Consider the following 14,984-nt stretch of genomic DNA (forward strand, 5'->3'; position numbering starts at 1 on the left):
TGCTGACCCCCGCCTGCAGACGCCGGTCGATCCACTCGGAAGAGACCCCCGCAAGCTGGCTGGCGGCCTCCTCCCTCGTTGGTCGAGTAGCCCGGCAGGGCGTATCGAGACCCACCAGTGTCAGCAGTGCGGCCCTGAGTGTGGGACTTCCGACGGTGGTGGATCTCGATACGCCCGCTGCGCGGGCTACTCGATCAGCAGGGGGAGGGCGCCCCCGGCGACGCGCTCGCCTGGCAGGGGAGAGCGCAAGGCCGAGCGCAACCGGCGAATCGCGTGTCAGCGATTCGTCGTGCGCGGACGCAGGACGCTCTGCGGAACGCGACCCCGCTACCGAGCCGACCGCGGCCGATCGACGACGAAGGAGGAGAGAGGCTCAGAAGCATCGCCGTGCGCGGACGCAGGACGCTCTGCGGAACGCGACCGCGCTACCGAGCCGACCGCGGCCGATCGACGACGAAGGAGGAGAGAGGCCTAACGGAACAGCTCCTGCAGGCGCTTCACGCCTTCGAGGAGCGCGTCGTCGCCGAGGGCGTACGAGAGGCGCAGGTAGCCGCTGGGACCGAAGGCCTCGCCGGGCACCGTGGCCACCTCGGCCTGCTCGAGGATGAGGTCGGCCAGCTCGAGCGAGGTCGTCGGTGTGGTGCCGCGCCAGTCGCGGTTCAGCAGGCCCCGGACGTCGGGGTAGACGTAGAAGGCGCCGCCGGGGGTCGGGCACTCGACTCCGTCGATGGCGTTCAGCTCGGCGACGATCGTGCGGCGGCGGCGGTCGAAGGCGCGGCGCATCTCCTCCGCGGGCTCCTGCGGCCCGGTGAGGGCGGCGATCGCGGCGCGCTGCGAGATGTTCGAGACGTTGCTCGAGAGGTGCGACTGCAGGTTGGCGGCGCCCTTGATCGCGTCGGCGGGGCCGACCATCCATCCCACGCGCCAGCCGGTCATGGCGTAGGTCTTCGCGACTCCGTTGACGAGGATGGTGCGGTCGCGCAGCGCGGGCACGGCCTCGACGATCGAGGTGGCGCTCTCGAGGGGAGCCGCGTCGTCCTGGCCCTCGGTCGCGTAGACGAGGTTCTGGTAGATCTCGTCGGCGATGACCCAGAGCCCGTGCTCCTCGGCCCACTCGCCGATCGCGGCGGTCTGCTCCGCCGAGTAGACGGCGCCGGTGGGGTTCGACGGCGAGACGAAGAGGAGGACCTTGGTGCGCTCGGTGCGCGCCGCCTCCAGCTGCTCGACCGTCACGAGGTAGCCCTGGTCGGCGCCGGCGAAGACATCGACCTGCACGCCTCCGGCGAGCTTGATGGCCTCGGGGTAGGTGGTCCAGTACGGAGTGGGGACGAGCACCTCGTCGCCCTCGTCGAGGAGCGTCTGGAACGCCTGGTAGACGGCCTGCTTGCCGCCGTTGGTCACCACGACCTGCGAGGGCTCGACCGCCCAGCCGGAGTCGCGCGCCGTCTTGTCCGCGATGGCACGGCGGAGGTCCGGGAGGCCGGCGGCGGGCGTGTAGCGGTAGTTCTTCGGGTCGAGCACCGCCGCCGACGCCGCCTCGACGATGTGCTGCGGCGTCTGGAAGTCGGGCTCGCCCGCGGCGTACGAGATGACGGGGCGCCCCTCGGCCTGGAGCGCCTTCGCCTTCGCGTCGACCTTCAGGGTCGCGGACTCGGCGATGGCGGCGATGCGGGCGGAGATGCGAGTGGGGGAGGGCACGATCGCCAGCGTATCCTCTGCGCGCGAGAGGCTCCATCCGACGCCCGCCGCTCAGCTGGACACGCCCCACAGGGCCACGTACACTCGTCCGAGGTAGTCGAACTCTGCCCCGATTCGCAGCGCCCGAGAGGGTCCGCCGCCGGGTGGAGCAGGGTCCGATTCCTCCTCGGATGCCCGCAACGGCATCCATAGGGCGGTGGCTCAATTGGTAGAGCAGCGGTCTCCAAAACCGCAGGTTGCAGGTTCGAGCCCTGTCCGCCCTGCACATCGATGCCCGTCGCACGCGGTCCCCGCGATGCAGCGGACATCGGTCCAGGGCCGCCCCATGGGCGGCCGGCCACACCGGAGGTTCCGGTGCGGGAAAGGTGCGTGCAGGTGGCCGGGAAAGCAGTCGACGAGCCGAGCGAGGACGTCGTCGCGATCGCGAATCAGCAGCGAGCCGCGCGGCGCAATCCGTTCGCGAGAATCGCCCTCTTCATCCGGCAGGTCATCGCCGAGCTGAAGAAGGTCGTCACGCCGACCCGCAAGGAGCTGGGCAACTACGTCGTGGTGGTGCTGATCTTCGTCGTCATCATGATGGCGCTGGTCTCGTTCCTCGACTGGGTGTTCGCGCTGGCCGTGACCTACGTGTTCGGCACACCCGCCACCTGAGCCCGGAGGCGTCCGCGATCGCGAGAGCGGCGGACGCCGGCGACAGCGGTGCGCGACCCGACGGGTGCGCACCGGATCGAACGAGAGAGAGTTACGAGTGTCTGACAGAAACCGCGACGACGTCGACTGGGCGACGGCTGCCGAGCAGTCGTCGGAGGTCGACGAGGCGCAGGAGGGCGGGACCCTCGCCCAGGCTGAGGACGCCATCGAGCCTGCCGAGGAGGGCGCCCTGAGCGTCATCGACGAGAACGAGTCCGAGGACGACCTCGCCTCCGACCTGGAGGCGGCGCTCGACGCGATCGGCTCGGTCGACGACCCCGAGGCCGACGAGGCCGTCGACGAGGCCGCGCACATCGACACCGTCGAGGAGGCCGAAGCGGCCCTCGAGGCCGTCGAGGACGAGGCCGAGGTCGCTGCGGAGGACGCTGAGGACTCGGGCGAGGACGTCGCCGACATCGACCCCTACGAGGCGTTCCGCACCGAGCTCCGCGGCAAGATGGGCAAGTGGTACGTCATCCACTCCTACGCGGGCTTCGAGAAGCGCGTGAAGTCGAACATCGAGAACCGCAAGGTCTCGCTCGAGGCCGAGGACTACATCTTCGAGGTCCAGGTCCCGATGGAGGACGTGGTCGAGATCAAGAACGGCCAGCGCAAGATGGTCACCCGCGTGCGCATCCCGGGCTACGTGCTGGTGCGCATGGACCTCAACGAGGACTCGTGGTCGGTCGTCCGCCACACCCCCGGCGTGACCGGCTTTGTGGGCAACGCCCACAACCCGACTCCGCTGCGCTTCGAGGAGGCCTTCACGATGCTGAAGAGCCTCGTCGAGATCAAGGAGGTCGCGCCGTCCAAGGCGTCCGGCGTCAAGGGCCAGAAGCAGACGCAGCGCGTGCTGCCCGCCGAGGTCGACTTCGAGATCGGCGAGACCATCACGATCAAGGAGGGCTCGTTCGCGGGTCTGCCCGGATCGATCAGCGAGATCAAGCCCGAGAGCGGCAAGCTCACGGTGCTGGTGTCGCTCTTCGAGCGCGAGACCCCCGTCGAGCTGTCGTTCGACCAGGTCACCAAGCTCTGACGCTCGCCGTCGCGCTCGAACGCCCCCTCCGCAGTGCCGGAGGGGGCGTTCTGCGTTCCGGCTCCTCCTCAGCCCTGTCGGGGGAGGGCTGCGACGTGTAAGCTCGTGTGGGTTTTCGTGTCGGCGCCCCGTTCGCGTGCGCGCCGTCCGACCCTCCTCCACCGCGATCCGACTCCGTCGGGTGCGCGGGAGAGCGGCCGGGAACCCCCACCGCTCGAACCCTGAGAAAAGGAATCCTGAATGGCCCCCAAGAAGAAGGTCACCGGCCTGATCAAGCTCCAGATCAAGGCCGGCGCGGCGAACCCCGCGCCCCCGATCGGTCCGGCGCTCGGTCAGCACGGCGTCAACATCATGGAGTTCTGCAAGGCGTACAACGCGCAGACCGAGTCGCAGCGCGGCAACGTCATCCCCGTCGAGATCACCGTCTACGAGGACCGTTCGTTCACGTTCATCCTCAAGACCCCGCCCGCCGCGGAGCTCATCAAGAAGGCTGCCGGCGTCGCCAAGGGCTCGTCGACCCCGCACACCGTGAAGGTCGCCAAGCTCACCCGCGCGCAGGTCCGCGAGATCGCCGAGGCGAAGCAGGCCGACCTGAACGCCAACGACATCGAGGCCGCGGCGAAGATCATCGCGGGCACGGCTCGCAGCATGGGCATCACTGTCGAGTAGCGCGAAGCGCTACTCGCAGGCGGCAGCCCCGCGCTCACGAGCGCGGACTCGCCGCGGAAGCCTCGACAACGCAACGGCGACCCCTCGATGGGGTCGCATCAGCTGCCTCGACAAGCCTCCGCGCGAGCTCTCTGCCTCCCGTGAGCAGCACTCCCGGCCGTGATCACGGCACACACAGAACTCCAACATCCCGTGGGAGAGCCCGCCAGGCTCTAGAACCACATTCTCGTTTCAAGGAGAAACAACATGGCACAGAAGTCGAAGGCCTACCGGGCCGCCGCGGCCAAGCTCGAAGAGGGCAAGTTCTACACGGCCGATGAGGCCGTCGCGCTCGCTCGCGAGACCGGTTCCGCCAAGTTCAACAGCACCGTCGAGGTCGCCCTCAAGCTCGGTGTCGACCCGCGCAAGGCCGACCAGATGGTCCGCGGCACGGTCATCCTCCCGCACGGCACGGGCAAGACCGCCCGCGTCATCGTGTTCGCGACCGGTCCGGCCGCCGAGGCCGCGATCGCTGCGGGCGCCGACGAGGTCGGCGGCGCCGAGCTCATCGAGAAGGTCGCCGGCGGATACGTCGCGTTCGACTCCGCCGTCTCGACGCCGGAGCTCATGGGCCAGGTCGGTCGTCTCGGCAAGGTGCTCGGCCCCCGCGGCCTCATGCCCAACCCGAAGACCGGCACCGTGACCCCGGACGTGGCCAAGGCCGTGAACGAGATCAAGGGCGGAAAGATCGAGTTCCGCGTCGACAAGCACGCCAACGTGCACCTCGTCGTCGGCAAGGCCGCGTTCACCGAGGAGCAGCTCCAGGAGAACTTCAAGACGGCTCTCGACGAGATCAACCGCCTCAAGCCCTCCTCCTCGAAGGGTCGCTACATCCAGAAGGCCGCCGTCTCGACGACCTTCGGCCCCGGCATCCCGCTGGACGTGAACGTCCTCTCCTGAGCCTCGGCTCGGCAGTGACAGGGAGGGGGTCCGCTTCGGCGGGCCCCCTCCTTCGTCGTCTCCGGGGGTGCTCCCCGCGGCGGGCATACTGGTCGGCGTGTCCGATCCCTCCCCCTCGTCCGTGACGATCCGCCGCGCCGTCGCCTCCGATGCCACCGCACTGTCGTCCGTCGCGGCGATCACCTTCCCGCTCGCCTGCCCGCCGCACACGACGGAGGAGGCGAAGGCCGACTTCATCCGCACGGTGCTGTCGGTCGAGCGGTTCCGCGAGTACCTGGCCGATGAGGCCCGGGTGCTGTTCGTCGCCGAGGACGAGACCGGGGCGCTCGGGTACACCATGCTCCTCCGCGGCGAGCCGGCCGACGCGGACGCCGCCTCCGCGATCACCCACCGGCCGAGCGTCGAGCTGAGCAAGTGCTACGCCCTGCCCGCCCGGCACGGCTCGGGCGTCGCCGCCCGGCTGATGACCGCCAGTATCGAGAACGCACGGCAGAGCGGTGCTCGCGGGGTCTGGCTCGGCGTGAACCAGGAGAACGAGCGGGCCCGCCGCTTCTACGCGAAGCACGGCTTCGAGGTCGTGGGGACGAAGCGGTTCCTCGTGGGTGGGCGCTACGAGGAGGATTTCGTGCTGGAGCGCGGCCTCTGAGCGATGGTGGGTCTCGATACGCCCCACCAGCAGGCAGCAGGCAGCAGGCAGCAGGCAGCGAGTGAGGGAACCCCTCGGCGAGGGGTGTCGGGTCAGCCCTCGGCGACGGTGAGGACGATCTTGCCGCGGGTGTGGCCGGTCTCGAGCTGCTCGTGCGCCTCGCAGGCGCGGGCGAGGGGGAAGATGCCGTCGATGAAGACGCGGACGTCGCCCGACTCGAGCAGGCGCGAGATCACCGCGAGCGTGGCGCCGTCGGGGGCGACCTTGTAGGTCGAGGCGCGCACTCCGGCGACCGCCGACTCCTGGAAGAACTCGGGCCAGCTGCCCGTCGGCGCGTTGACGATCAGACCGCCGGGTCGCAGCACCGTCAGCGAGCGCGAGCCGGTGCTGTCGTGCACGTTGCCGACCAGGTCGATCACGACGTCGACGCCGTCGAGGATCTCGTCGAACCGCTCCGCCGTGTGGTCGATCACCTGGGCGGCGCCGAGCTCGCGCAGCCACTGCAGGTTGCGCGTCGATCCGGTCGCGATGACGGAGGCGCCGAAGTAGGCGGCGAACTGCACCGCGAAGTGGCCGACTCCGCCCGACCCCGCGTGGATCAGGATCCGCTGGCCCTCGTGCGCCTTCGCCAGCTCGACGACCATGCCCCAGGCCGTGAGCGCGGCGAGGGGGACGCCCGCCGCCTCGACGTGCGAGAGGGTCGTCGGCTTCCGGGCGATCGAGACGCTCGGCACGCTCACGTACTCGGCGTACGAGCCGGAGTAGCGGGGCACCATCACGAAGCCGTACACCTCGTCGCCCGGCCGCAGCGAGTGGGCCGGGTAGGGGCTCGAGACGACGACACCCGAGAAGTCGTGGCCCAGCACGGCCGGGTACGAGGCGATCTGCGAGGCGACCCCGCGACCCGCGCGCGTCTTCGCGTCGAGCGGGTTCACTCCGGCCGCGATCACCTTGACGGTGAACTCGGCGTTGATGGCCGTGGGGGTGGGCACCGTCGCGAGGTGGAGGACGGAGGCGTCGCCGGGCGCGTCGATGACGGCCGCCGTCATGGTGTCCGGAAGGACGACCTCCTCCGGGATCTCCCCGATCGTGAGGCCGTGCCCGAGTGCACTGCTGTGCATCATCACCCTTCCTGTCGCGCCCCGGTGGTGCTTCGAGCGGGAGGGGACGACGGAATCCGCCCCCGGACCCCGCTTCCGAGTGCCGCGCCCAGTCAATCGAGGTAATGAGTCCGGGCTGTTACGGCGGTGTCACCCGCCGGAGAAGATTGCCGGTGTGACCCCCGGAGGGGAGGTGGAGCACTCGCTCAGCGGCCGTCTGGCACGATGAGGGGGTGCAGCGACGACGAGCCAGGATCTCACTCCTCACGGCCGGCTCGCTGCTCGTCCTGGCGGGGCTGGCACTGCTCCTCGCGGCACGGGTGAGCATCGGAACCAGTCGCTGGGTCTACGTCAGCGAGATGGGCGCGCCCGACATGGCGACCGCCGGGACCTTCCGCGTGGCGCTCCTCCTGGTGGCGGCCGGCGGCACCCTGACTGCGATCGGCGCGTGGAGCGTGCGGACGCGGCTCCTGCGCGCTCTGCCGCCCGCCGTGGTGGTGCTCCTGGCGTCGGGCTGCTTCGCCCTCGCCTCGCAGGTGACGTGCACCGCGGGCTGCCCGCTTCCGGTCGGCCCGACCTTCAGCTGGCAGGACCTCGTGCACACCTCGGCGGCCGTCCTCGGCTTCGCGGCGGCCTGTCTGGCGATGCTGCAGCTGTCGACGGCGCGCGAGCGGCCGGGAGTCGCGCGGCTGTCGCTCGTCGCCGGCATCACGGTCGCGGTGGTGGCGGGCATCGGGGCGATGCTCTCGCTCCTCCGGGTCTGGATGGGCGTCGGAGGCACGCTCGAGTTCGTGGCGACCGCGATCGCGGTGCTATGGCTGGCGATCGTGGGGAGCGTGCTGGCGCTCGAGGAGCTCAGCGCTGCGCGAGCCAGCCGCGCACGTGCCCGCGGATCTGCTCCTGTTGACGGGCGAGACCCTCGTCGCGGGCCGGGACCCGCTCGAATGCCGCATCCGGAAGAGATCTAGCCCACTGCTCCGCGACCGCGATCGGGTGCACCGGATCGCTCTCGGCCGCGATCACCAGCGTGCGCGCGATCACGCCGGCGAGCTCGCCCGAGTCGCGGTAGGCGGAGTTGCGGGGGATCTCGGCGAGGCGGACGGCGCGCTCTGCGGCGCGGTCGGCGCGGAACTGGCCGACCAGTGCCTCCGCGGAGGCCGGCGAGACGTCGGCGGCGCGCTGGAACAGGCCGGAGGCGCGGAACATCCGCTCGCCGCGCTTGGCGCCGTGGTCGTGCAGGAGCTGCGCGATGACGGGGAACACCGAGAGGTTCTCGGGCAGCGGCTCGGCGGTGAAGGCGGGGCGCACGAAGACGGCGCGGTCGATCGGGAGCACCTTGCGGCTGGCCAGCCGCAGCGCGATCGCGGCCCCCATCGAGATGCCGAGGACGGTGAGCGGCTTGTGCGCGGCTCCGGCGCGGACGACCTCTTCTGTGACCTCGTCGGCGAGGGAGTCGAGCGAGAAGTCGCCGGCCGAGCCGAGCAGGTCGGAGGCGCCGTGCGCGCGCACGTCGGGCGCGATCACCTCGACTCCGGCCGGCAGCGCCGCGCGCAGGAGTCCGAGCGGCTGGGAGCGGTCGCCGCCCAGGCCGTGGAGGAGCAGGACGGTCACCGTCGGCCTGCGCGCGTTCTCTCGTGCAGCTCGGCCATCAGCATCCCGGCGAGACGGACGAGCATGTGGATCTCGTCCTCGTCGCGGTCGACCCAGCGGCACTCGGGCTCGGCGTCGACGGGGACGAAGTCGCGGTGCTGCTCCCAGACGACCAGGGTGCGCTCGGCGCCGAGGACGTACTGCTGCCAGAAGACCTGGCGCAGGTAGTGGCGCGGGATGCTCTTCCACGGCTTGGAGGTCGTCTTGATCTCGCAGAGCTCGAGACGCCCGTCGTCACGGAGGCCGATGCCGTCGGGCGTGGCCAGGTGGCGCCGCTCCTGGCTCGCGTGGAAGAGGGCGCTACTGGGCTCGATGAGGTGCTCGCGGCGGACCCAGGCGGCGATCTCGGGTTCGCGCGCCCGGCCGTGATCGGTGAAGGCGTTGCCTCCGAAGCCCGTGCCGTAGAGCTTGTCGAGCGCCGCCTTGTCGATGGCGGCGGGGGAGGAGAGGCGGGCGACGTCGGTCGCGGTGATGCCGCGGGAGCGGGCACGGAGCCAGGCGACGCGGTCGGTCGAGTTCGCGACGACGCGCTTCAGGTGCGGCGGCTCGGCGTCCACGAAGACGGGCTGCGTCTCCCAGGGGAACGAGAGCTGCAGATCGGGCACCGATCAAGTCTGCGCCGGTTCTGTCGCCGAGCCCAATCGGCACGCCGAGGACGGGCGTTCGCCGACCGCGAGACGGGGCCGCCGCTGGACGGCCCCGTCTCCTGGTCAGAACGCGGCGGCGCCGGCCTCGGCGACGGTCTGGTCCTGCTCGATCGAGCCGGTCGAGACTCCGATCGCGCCGACGATGCGGCCGTCGCGGACCAGGGGGATCCCGCCGGGGAAGACGACCAGACGGCCACCGTGGGCGTCGTTCAGGCCGAACAGGTCTCCGGTGGGCCGGGTGGCCTCGGTGAGATCCCGCGTCTGCGTCTGGAACGCGATCGAGGTGTAGGCCTTGTTGATCGAGATCGAGATGCTGCCGATGTTCGCGGTGTCCATCCGCACGTGCGCCTTCAGATGGCCGCCGGCGTCCACGACGGCGATGTCCTGGGGCTGGCCGATCTCCTCCGCCTTGGCGACCGCGGCGTCGATGACGCGGCGGGCGTCGGCGAGGCTCAGGGAGTCGCCGATCCTCTCGGTGCTCATGGTGGTGTCCCCCTGCTCAGAAGGTGCGGATCGGGATCTCGGCGGGAGCCGCGAGCAGCTCCTTGATCTCGTCGTCGAGCTTGACGAGGGTGATCGAGGCGCCGGCCATGTCGAGCGAGGTGCAGTACTCGCCGACGTAGCTGCGCACGGGCCTGATGCCGAGCGCGGTGAGCTTCTCGTGGGCGATGCCGTAGAGGAGGTAGAGCTCCGAGATCGGGGTGCCGCCGAGGCCGTTGATCATCAGCGCGACCTCGTCGCCGTCGGAGTAGGGCAGATCGGAGATGATCGGGTCGAGCAGGAGGTCGACGATCTCGTTCGCGGGCACGATCTTCTGGCGGGCGCGGCCGGGCTCGCCGTGGATGCCGACTCCCAGCTCGATCTCGTCGTCACCGAGCTCGAACAGGGGCGAGCCCTTCGACGGCGGAGTGCAGGCGGTGAGCGCGACGCCCATCGTGCGGGTGACCGAGTTGACCTTCTCGCCGACGCGGACGACCTCGTCGAGCTCGGCGCCCGCCTCGGACGCGGCTCCGACCGCCTTGATCACGAAGAAGTTGCCGGCCACTCCGCGGCGGCCGATCGTGTAGGTCGAGTCCTTCACCGCGACGTCGTCGTCGATGAACAGCGTCCTGACCTTGATGCCCTCGGCGTCGGCGATCTCCTCCGCCATCTCGAAGGCCATCTTGTCGCCGGTGTAGTTGTTGACGAGCAGCAGCACGCCCTTCGCGCTGTTCACCCGCCGCGCGGCCTCGGTGACGTAGTCGGTCGGAGGCGCGGCGAACACGTCGCCGGGGCAGGCCGCGTCGAGCATGCCCTTGCCGACGATCATGACGTGGGCGGGCTCGTGACCCGAGCCGGAGCCCTGCACGATCGAGACCTTCGCGTCGCTGGGCGCATCGGCGCGGAGCACGAGGTTGTACTGCGGGTCGTAGACGAGCGTGTCCGGGTTCGCGAGGGCGAGACCCTTCAGCATCTCGGGGACGAACGCCTGGGGGTCGTTGACGAACTTCTTCATGGGTGGTTCCTCACTTCATCGTGGGTCTGGGAGTCGGGAGGGGTGGTCGGGTTCGGAGGGTCACCAGGTGTCGGCGATGCGCTCGGCCAGCACGGCCATCGCGATCGCGCCGGGGTCGGGCGAGCCGATGCTCCGCTCGCCGGTGTAGGAAGCGCGGCCGCGGCGGGCCTCGAGCGACGAGGTCGCCTCGGCGGCGGAGCGGCCGACCTCGGCGGCGTGGCGGGCGATCTCGGCGGAGGGCGCGCCCTCGGCGGCGTCGGCCTCGATCGCGTCGGTCATCGGCACGAGCGCGTCGAGGAGGGTCTTGTCGCCGAGGTCGGCGCCTCCGCGCTTCTTGATGCCCTCGATCGCGGCCCGGAGCATGGCGACGACGTCGGCCGCCTCCAGCTCGTGCCTGCCCTTGATCGTGATCGCGGCGCGGAGGAACGCGGTGCCCCAGATGGGACCCGAAGTGCCGCCGATCCGCCCGCTCATGGTCGTGGCGACCTTCTGCAGGAAGGCGCCGAGATCGGAGCGGTCGAAGGTGTCGAACTCGGCGAGCACCTTCTCGAACCCGCGGGCGAGGGAGTAGCCGAAGTCGCCGTCACCGGCGACGGCGTCGAGGTCGCAGAAGTACTTCTCGTTGTCGACGCAGGTCTGCGCGATCAGTCGGACGGTGGATTCGAGCCGGGTCTCGGTGTCGGTGCTCATGAGGGGTCCTCGTATCGGAGTGGTCAGCGGGTGAGGAGGGTGGTCAGGGTGCCGAGGTCGACGCGGTCGCCGACCTCGATGCCGCTGGGGTTCTGCAGCACGTGGGCCGGCTGCGTCGGAGGGTCGCCGAGGCTGTCGACGACCAGCGCGGCGCCGGAGAAGTCCTCCTCGGCGGTGAAGCTGCTGACCGTGACGACCGTGGTGAGGCCGGCCGCGACGGCCGCCCGCAGCCCGTTGGCGCTGTCCTCGACGACGACGGCGTCGGCCCGGTCGACCCCGAGCGACGTCAGCGCGAGCTCGTAGATGTCGGGCGCCGGCTTCTTGCGGGGCACGACGTCGCCCGCGAAGACCGCGAAGCGCGAGGCGGTGCTGTCGCCGACGGCGTGCTCGAGCACCGCGCGCACCGATGCCTCGGCCGACGTGGAGGCGACGGCGAGGAGCCAGCCCGCGTCGAGCGCCTCGGCGACGATCCGGACGATCCCGGGCCGTCCGGGCATCGCTCCGGAGCGGACCATGGCGGTGTAGCGGCGGGTCTTCTCCGCATGCCAGTCCTTGATCAGCGCCTGCTGCTCCTCCTGGCCCTCCGGCAGACCGGCCCGCTCGACGAACTCGGGGGTGAGCAGGGAGGCGAGCCGCTCCTTGCCGCCGCCGATGCGGAGCACCTCGGCGTAGTCGCTCTCGCTCCACCGGACGGGCAGTCCCGCGTGCTCGAAGGTCTCGTTGAAGGCGGGCAGGTGGCCGTCGCGCTCCGTGTCGGCGAGGACGCCGTCGCAGTCGAAGATCAGCGCACGGGTCATCGCGCGCTCGCCCGGCCCTCGGCACCGAACCACGCGATGTGCTCGGCGATCGTGTCGGTCACCGCGGCTGAGATGTCGACGATCAGCTTGGGCGGGTCCCAGGAGTCGGAGTCGCGCGCTCTCTCGAGGTGCGCGAGCGACGCCTGCATGTAGGCGTGCTTGACCGCGGTCGAGATGTTGATCTTCGAGACGCCCGCGTCGATGAACGCGCGGAAGTCGGCCTCGGCGAGGCCGGTTCCTCCGTGCAGCACGATCGGCCGGTCGGTCAGGGCCGCCAGCGCGGCGGCGCGCTCGGGGAGGATCTCGGGGTCGGCCTTGTAGAGCCCGTGGCTCGTGCCGAGCTGCGGGGCGAGCAGGTCGGCACCGGTCCGCTCGCCGACCTCGGCCAGCTGCTCCACGGAGTAGGCGTGCTGGGCGTCGTCGCTCCCGACGCCGTCCTCGACTCCGAGGATGTTCTCGATCTCGGACTCGACGTCGACCCCGGCGGCGTGCGCCTGCTCGACGACCTCCTCCGTCTCGCGGACGGCGTCGTCGAAGCCGCGGTCGGAGGCGTCGAAGAGGACGGAGGACCAGCCCGCGGCCACGACCTCGTCGATCACCGCCCGGTCGGGGCAGTGATCGAGGTGGAGGGCGATCGGCACGGTCGCGTCGCGGCTGAGAGCCGCGAACAGGGCGGTGATGAAGGAGCAGCCCGCCGTGCGGACGGTCTTCGTCGAGATCTGGACGATCAGCGGCGCGCTCGTGCGCTCGGCGGCCGCGATGACGGCGCGCATGCTGATCTCGTCGAAGACGTTGACCGCGGGAACGGCGTAGCCGTCGCCCCGGGCAGCGCGGGTGAGAGTGCGGGTGGAGACGTCCACGGGGGCGTGCCTCACTTCCTCGTGAGTCGTACTGCACCGCATCGTTGCGGCGCACGGTTACGGACTGTACCTGCCTATACCGCCCTATACAAGTAGGATTGCGCTTGACTGGCTGGGCAACGACCGAGAGGAGACGGAGCATGGCCGAGGTCATCGATCGGAACTCCGCCGTCCCGATCTACCAGCAGCTCGAGGACATCCTGCAGGCGCGGATCGCGAGCGGTGAATGGGCGGACGGCGGGCGCGTCCCCTCCGAGAACGAGCTCAACCGCGAGTACGGGCTGAGTCGCATGACCGTGCGGGGAGTGCTCAACAAGCTCGCAGCGGACGGGCTCGTCGTGCGGGTCCCGGGCAAGGGCACCTTCGTCGCGCCCGAGAAGATCAGCGCGGTCTCGCCGGCGTACCGCGGCATCCGCGAGCAGCTCGAGGTGCTCGGCTACTCCATCTCGACGCGGCTCGTCTCGCTCGCGCGCGGAGTCGCTCCGGGCCGAGTGCAGAAGCGGCTCGGGCTCACCGCGGCCGACGAGGTCTTCGCGATCGTGCGCCTCCGCTCGGTCGACGGCAAACCCCTCAGCGTGCACCGCTCGTTCGTGCCGGCCGCGCTCGCTCCGACGCTCGACGGGCTCGACGTCGTCGGCGAGCAGCTGTGCGTGGTGCTCGAGGATCACTTCGCGCTCGACATGCACGACGTGTCGGAGGGGCTCGAGGCCGTGGCCGTGGGGGAGGCGGACGCGCAGCTCCTGGGCCTGCACCGCGGAGATCCGGCGCTCCAGCTCACCGATGTCATCTCGAGTCGGGCCGGCGTCGCGTTCGAGTACTCGACGATCGTGTTCCGCGGCGACCGGATGCGCCTGCAGTTCGACTACACCCGGCCCTGAGCGGCCAGGAACGCGTCCACCTGCGCGGGGGAGAGCAGGTGGCGGCGCACCATCAGGGCGGCGCCGCGGGCTCCGGAGGCGCCGCGGGCGGAGGAGGGGAGGATGTCGAGCGAGCGGGTCGCCAGCGGCAGGGAGCGGCGGTAGACCACCTCGCGGACGCCGGCGAGGATCTCGAGGCTCGCCTCCGCGATGCTGCCGCCGATCACGATGACGGAGGGGTTCAGCAGATTGACGCAGATCGCCAGCACCTCGCCGATGTCGCGGCCGGCGGCGCGGGTGAGCTCGACGGCGGAGGCGTCTCCCGCCTGCAGCAGGGCGACCACGTCGGAGGTGCTCGAGACGGAGAGGCGGCGCGCGAGGGCGGAGCCGCTCGCGATCGCCTCGAGGTCGGCCTCGCCGCGGTCGCCGGGCACCTTCACGTAACCGAGGTCGCCGGCCGCGCCGAGCGCGCCGCGCTGGAGCACGCCTCCGCTGACGATGCCGGCACCGATGCCCGTCGACACCTTCAGGTAGAGGAGGTCGTCGACGTCGCGGAAGCGGTCGGCGTGCTCGCCGAGGGCCAGGAGGTTCACGTCGTTGTCGACCAGGACGGGCACGGGGAGGCGGCCGCCGACGAAGGCGGGGATGTCGAAGCGGTCCCAGCCCGGCATGATCGGCGGCTTCACCGGCCGGCCGGTCGCGTGCTCGACGGGGCCGGGGACGCCGACGCCTACTCCTGCCAGTGGCGCGTCTCCGGGGATCCCGGCGAGCAGCGCGTCGGCGACGTCGAGGGCGTGTTCGAGGACGACGTGCGGACCGTCGGCGATGGCGATGGCCTCCCGCCGCTCGGCCAGGACGCTCCCGTCGAGATCGGTGACGGCGATCGTCGCGTGCGCCGCGCCGAGGTCGATCGCGAGCAGGTGCCGGGCTCCCGGGTCGAGGGCGACGCGCGCGGCGGGGCGGCCGCCGGAGGAGGGGGCGTCGTCGCGGCGGACGACGAGACCCGCGTCGGTGAGGGCGTCGAGCTGCGCCGAGACGGCGGCGCGGTGGGCGCCGGTCTCGGCGGCGACGTCGGCGCGGGTGCGGGCGACTCCGTCGGAGAGGAGCAGCAGCAGCTCGCCGGCCGCGCTCACGGGTCGACGGCGGGGTGGCATGGCGAGAGTCAACCACAGGGGCGGGCCTTCTGCTCATAACTCGAGGACTTCTAAGC

17 protein-coding genes and 1 tRNA gene are annotated in these 14,984 nt (G+C 70.9%); 8 read left to right on the forward strand and 10 right to left on the reverse strand.

All coding sequences use genetic code 11. The annotated features are described in order from the left end of the window. Positions 1-471: 471 nt before the first annotated feature. On the reverse strand, positions 472-1,698 hold the full coding sequence (locus GRS96_RS07305; RefSeq protein ID WP_159854348.1) for a pyridoxal phosphate-dependent aminotransferase: 1,227 nt from the start codon (positions 1,696-1,698) through the stop codon (positions 472-474). A 190-nt stretch (positions 1,699-1,888) separates the two neighbouring features. Between GRS96_RS07305 and GRS96_RS07310 the strand changes: the two genes are divergently transcribed. The 6 genes from GRS96_RS07310 to GRS96_RS07335 all read left to right on the forward strand — a co-directional run bounded on the left by GRS96_RS07310 (position 1,889) and on the right by GRS96_RS07335 (position 5,678). Continuing rightward, positions 1,889-1,961 (forward strand) — tRNA-Trp (locus GRS96_RS07310). A 112-nt stretch (positions 1,962-2,073) separates the two neighbouring features. Next, on the forward strand, positions 2,074-2,349 hold the full coding sequence (gene secE / locus GRS96_RS07315; protein WP_056041554.1) for a preprotein translocase subunit SecE: 276 nt from the start codon (positions 2,074-2,076) through the stop codon (positions 2,347-2,349). A gap of 97 nt (positions 2,350-2,446) precedes the next feature. Next, on the forward strand, positions 2,447-3,424 hold the full coding sequence (gene nusG, locus GRS96_RS07320; RefSeq protein WP_159854346.1) for a transcription termination/antitermination protein NusG: 978 nt from the start codon (positions 2,447-2,449) through the stop codon (positions 3,422-3,424). 240 nt (positions 3,425-3,664) lie between these two features. Beyond that, on the forward strand, positions 3,665-4,093 hold the full coding sequence (gene rplK / locus GRS96_RS07325) for a 50S ribosomal protein L11 (protein WP_159854344.1): 429 nt from the start codon (positions 3,665-3,667) through the stop codon (positions 4,091-4,093). 246 nt (positions 4,094-4,339) lie between these two features. Next, positions 4,340-5,032: a 50S ribosomal protein L1 gene (gene rplA, locus GRS96_RS07330; RefSeq protein WP_159854342.1), complete on the forward strand. Its 693-nt coding sequence runs from the start codon at positions 4,340-4,342 to the stop codon at positions 5,030-5,032. Positions 5,033-5,129: 97 nt separating this feature from the next. Then, positions 5,130-5,678 (forward strand): GNAT family N-acetyltransferase, encoded by a 549-nt coding sequence (locus GRS96_RS07335; protein WP_159988147.1) that lies wholly within the window; start codon positions 5,130-5,132, stop codon positions 5,676-5,678. Positions 5,679-5,770: 92 nt separating this feature from the next. Here the strand turns inward: GRS96_RS07335 and GRS96_RS07340 are convergent, their stop codons facing one another. Then, positions 5,771-6,799 (reverse strand): NADP-dependent oxidoreductase, encoded by a 1,029-nt coding sequence (locus GRS96_RS07340; RefSeq protein ID WP_236553682.1) that lies wholly within the window; start codon positions 6,797-6,799, stop codon positions 5,771-5,773. Positions 6,800-7,011: 212 nt separating this feature from the next. On the opposite strand from GRS96_RS07340, the gene GRS96_RS07345 reads away from it, so the two are divergent. Continuing rightward, positions 7,012-7,746 (forward strand): DUF998 domain-containing protein, encoded by a 735-nt coding sequence (locus tag GRS96_RS07345; RefSeq protein ID WP_159988148.1) that lies wholly within the window; start codon positions 7,012-7,014, stop codon positions 7,744-7,746. Here GRS96_RS07345 and GRS96_RS07350 read toward each other — a convergent pair. The 7 genes from GRS96_RS07350 to GRS96_RS07380 form a co-directional block, all read right to left on the reverse strand. After that, a complete protein-coding gene (locus tag GRS96_RS07350) occupies positions 7,634-8,389 on the reverse strand; it encodes an alpha/beta hydrolase (RefSeq protein ID WP_159854327.1) in 756 nt (251 codons plus the stop codon). The two genes, GRS96_RS07345 and GRS96_RS07350, sit on opposite strands and share 113 nt — an antisense overlap. Continuing rightward, positions 8,386-9,024 carry a YqaJ viral recombinase family protein gene (locus tag GRS96_RS07355; RefSeq protein WP_442966228.1) on the reverse strand — a complete coding sequence of 213 codons (639 nt, stop codon included), beginning with the start codon at positions 9,022-9,024 and terminating at the stop codon, positions 8,386-8,388. The genes GRS96_RS07350 and GRS96_RS07355 overlap by 4 nt, the downstream gene beginning before the upstream one ends. A gap of 114 nt (positions 9,025-9,138) precedes the next feature. Continuing rightward, a complete protein-coding gene (locus GRS96_RS07360) occupies positions 9,139-9,558 on the reverse strand; it encodes a GlcG/HbpS family heme-binding protein (protein ID WP_159854323.1) in 420 nt (139 codons plus the stop codon). 16 nt (positions 9,559-9,574) lie between these two features. Continuing rightward, a complete protein-coding gene (gene dhaK, locus GRS96_RS07365) occupies positions 9,575-10,570 on the reverse strand; it encodes a dihydroxyacetone kinase subunit DhaK (RefSeq protein ID WP_159854321.1) in 996 nt (331 codons plus the stop codon). Between the two features lie 60 nt (positions 10,571-10,630). After that, positions 10,631-11,260, reverse strand: a complete 630-nt coding sequence (gene dhaL / locus GRS96_RS07370; RefSeq protein WP_159854319.1) for a dihydroxyacetone kinase subunit DhaL — start codon at positions 11,258-11,260, stop codon at positions 10,631-10,633. 23 nt (positions 11,261-11,283) lie between these two features. Continuing rightward, positions 11,284-12,057: an HAD-IA family hydrolase gene (locus tag GRS96_RS07375; protein WP_159988149.1), complete on the reverse strand. Its 774-nt coding sequence runs from the start codon at positions 12,055-12,057 to the stop codon at positions 11,284-11,286. Continuing rightward, on the reverse strand, positions 12,054-12,917 hold the full coding sequence (locus tag GRS96_RS07380; RefSeq protein WP_204162054.1) for a class II fructose-bisphosphate aldolase: 864 nt from the start codon (positions 12,915-12,917) through the stop codon (positions 12,054-12,056). The genes GRS96_RS07375 and GRS96_RS07380 overlap by 4 nt, the downstream gene beginning before the upstream one ends. A gap of 140 nt (positions 12,918-13,057) precedes the next feature. On the opposite strand from GRS96_RS07380, the gene GRS96_RS07385 reads away from it, so the two are divergent. Continuing rightward, positions 13,058-13,795 (forward strand): GntR family transcriptional regulator, encoded by a 738-nt coding sequence (locus GRS96_RS07385; RefSeq protein WP_159854313.1) that lies wholly within the window; start codon positions 13,058-13,060, stop codon positions 13,793-13,795. Here the strand turns inward: GRS96_RS07385 and GRS96_RS07390 are convergent. Next, complete coding sequence (locus tag GRS96_RS07390; protein ID WP_159854311.1) at positions 13,780-14,928, reverse strand: ROK family transcriptional regulator; 1,149 nt, start codon at positions 14,926-14,928, stop codon at positions 13,780-13,782. The genes GRS96_RS07385 and GRS96_RS07390 overlap by 16 nt on opposite strands. Positions 14,929-14,984 lie beyond the last annotated feature (56 nt).

Origin of the sequence: Rathayibacter sp. VKM Ac-2803 (assembly GCF_009807175.1) — a bacterium.
Classification (GTDB): Bacteria; Actinomycetota; Actinomycetes; order Actinomycetales; family Microbacteriaceae; genus Rathayibacter.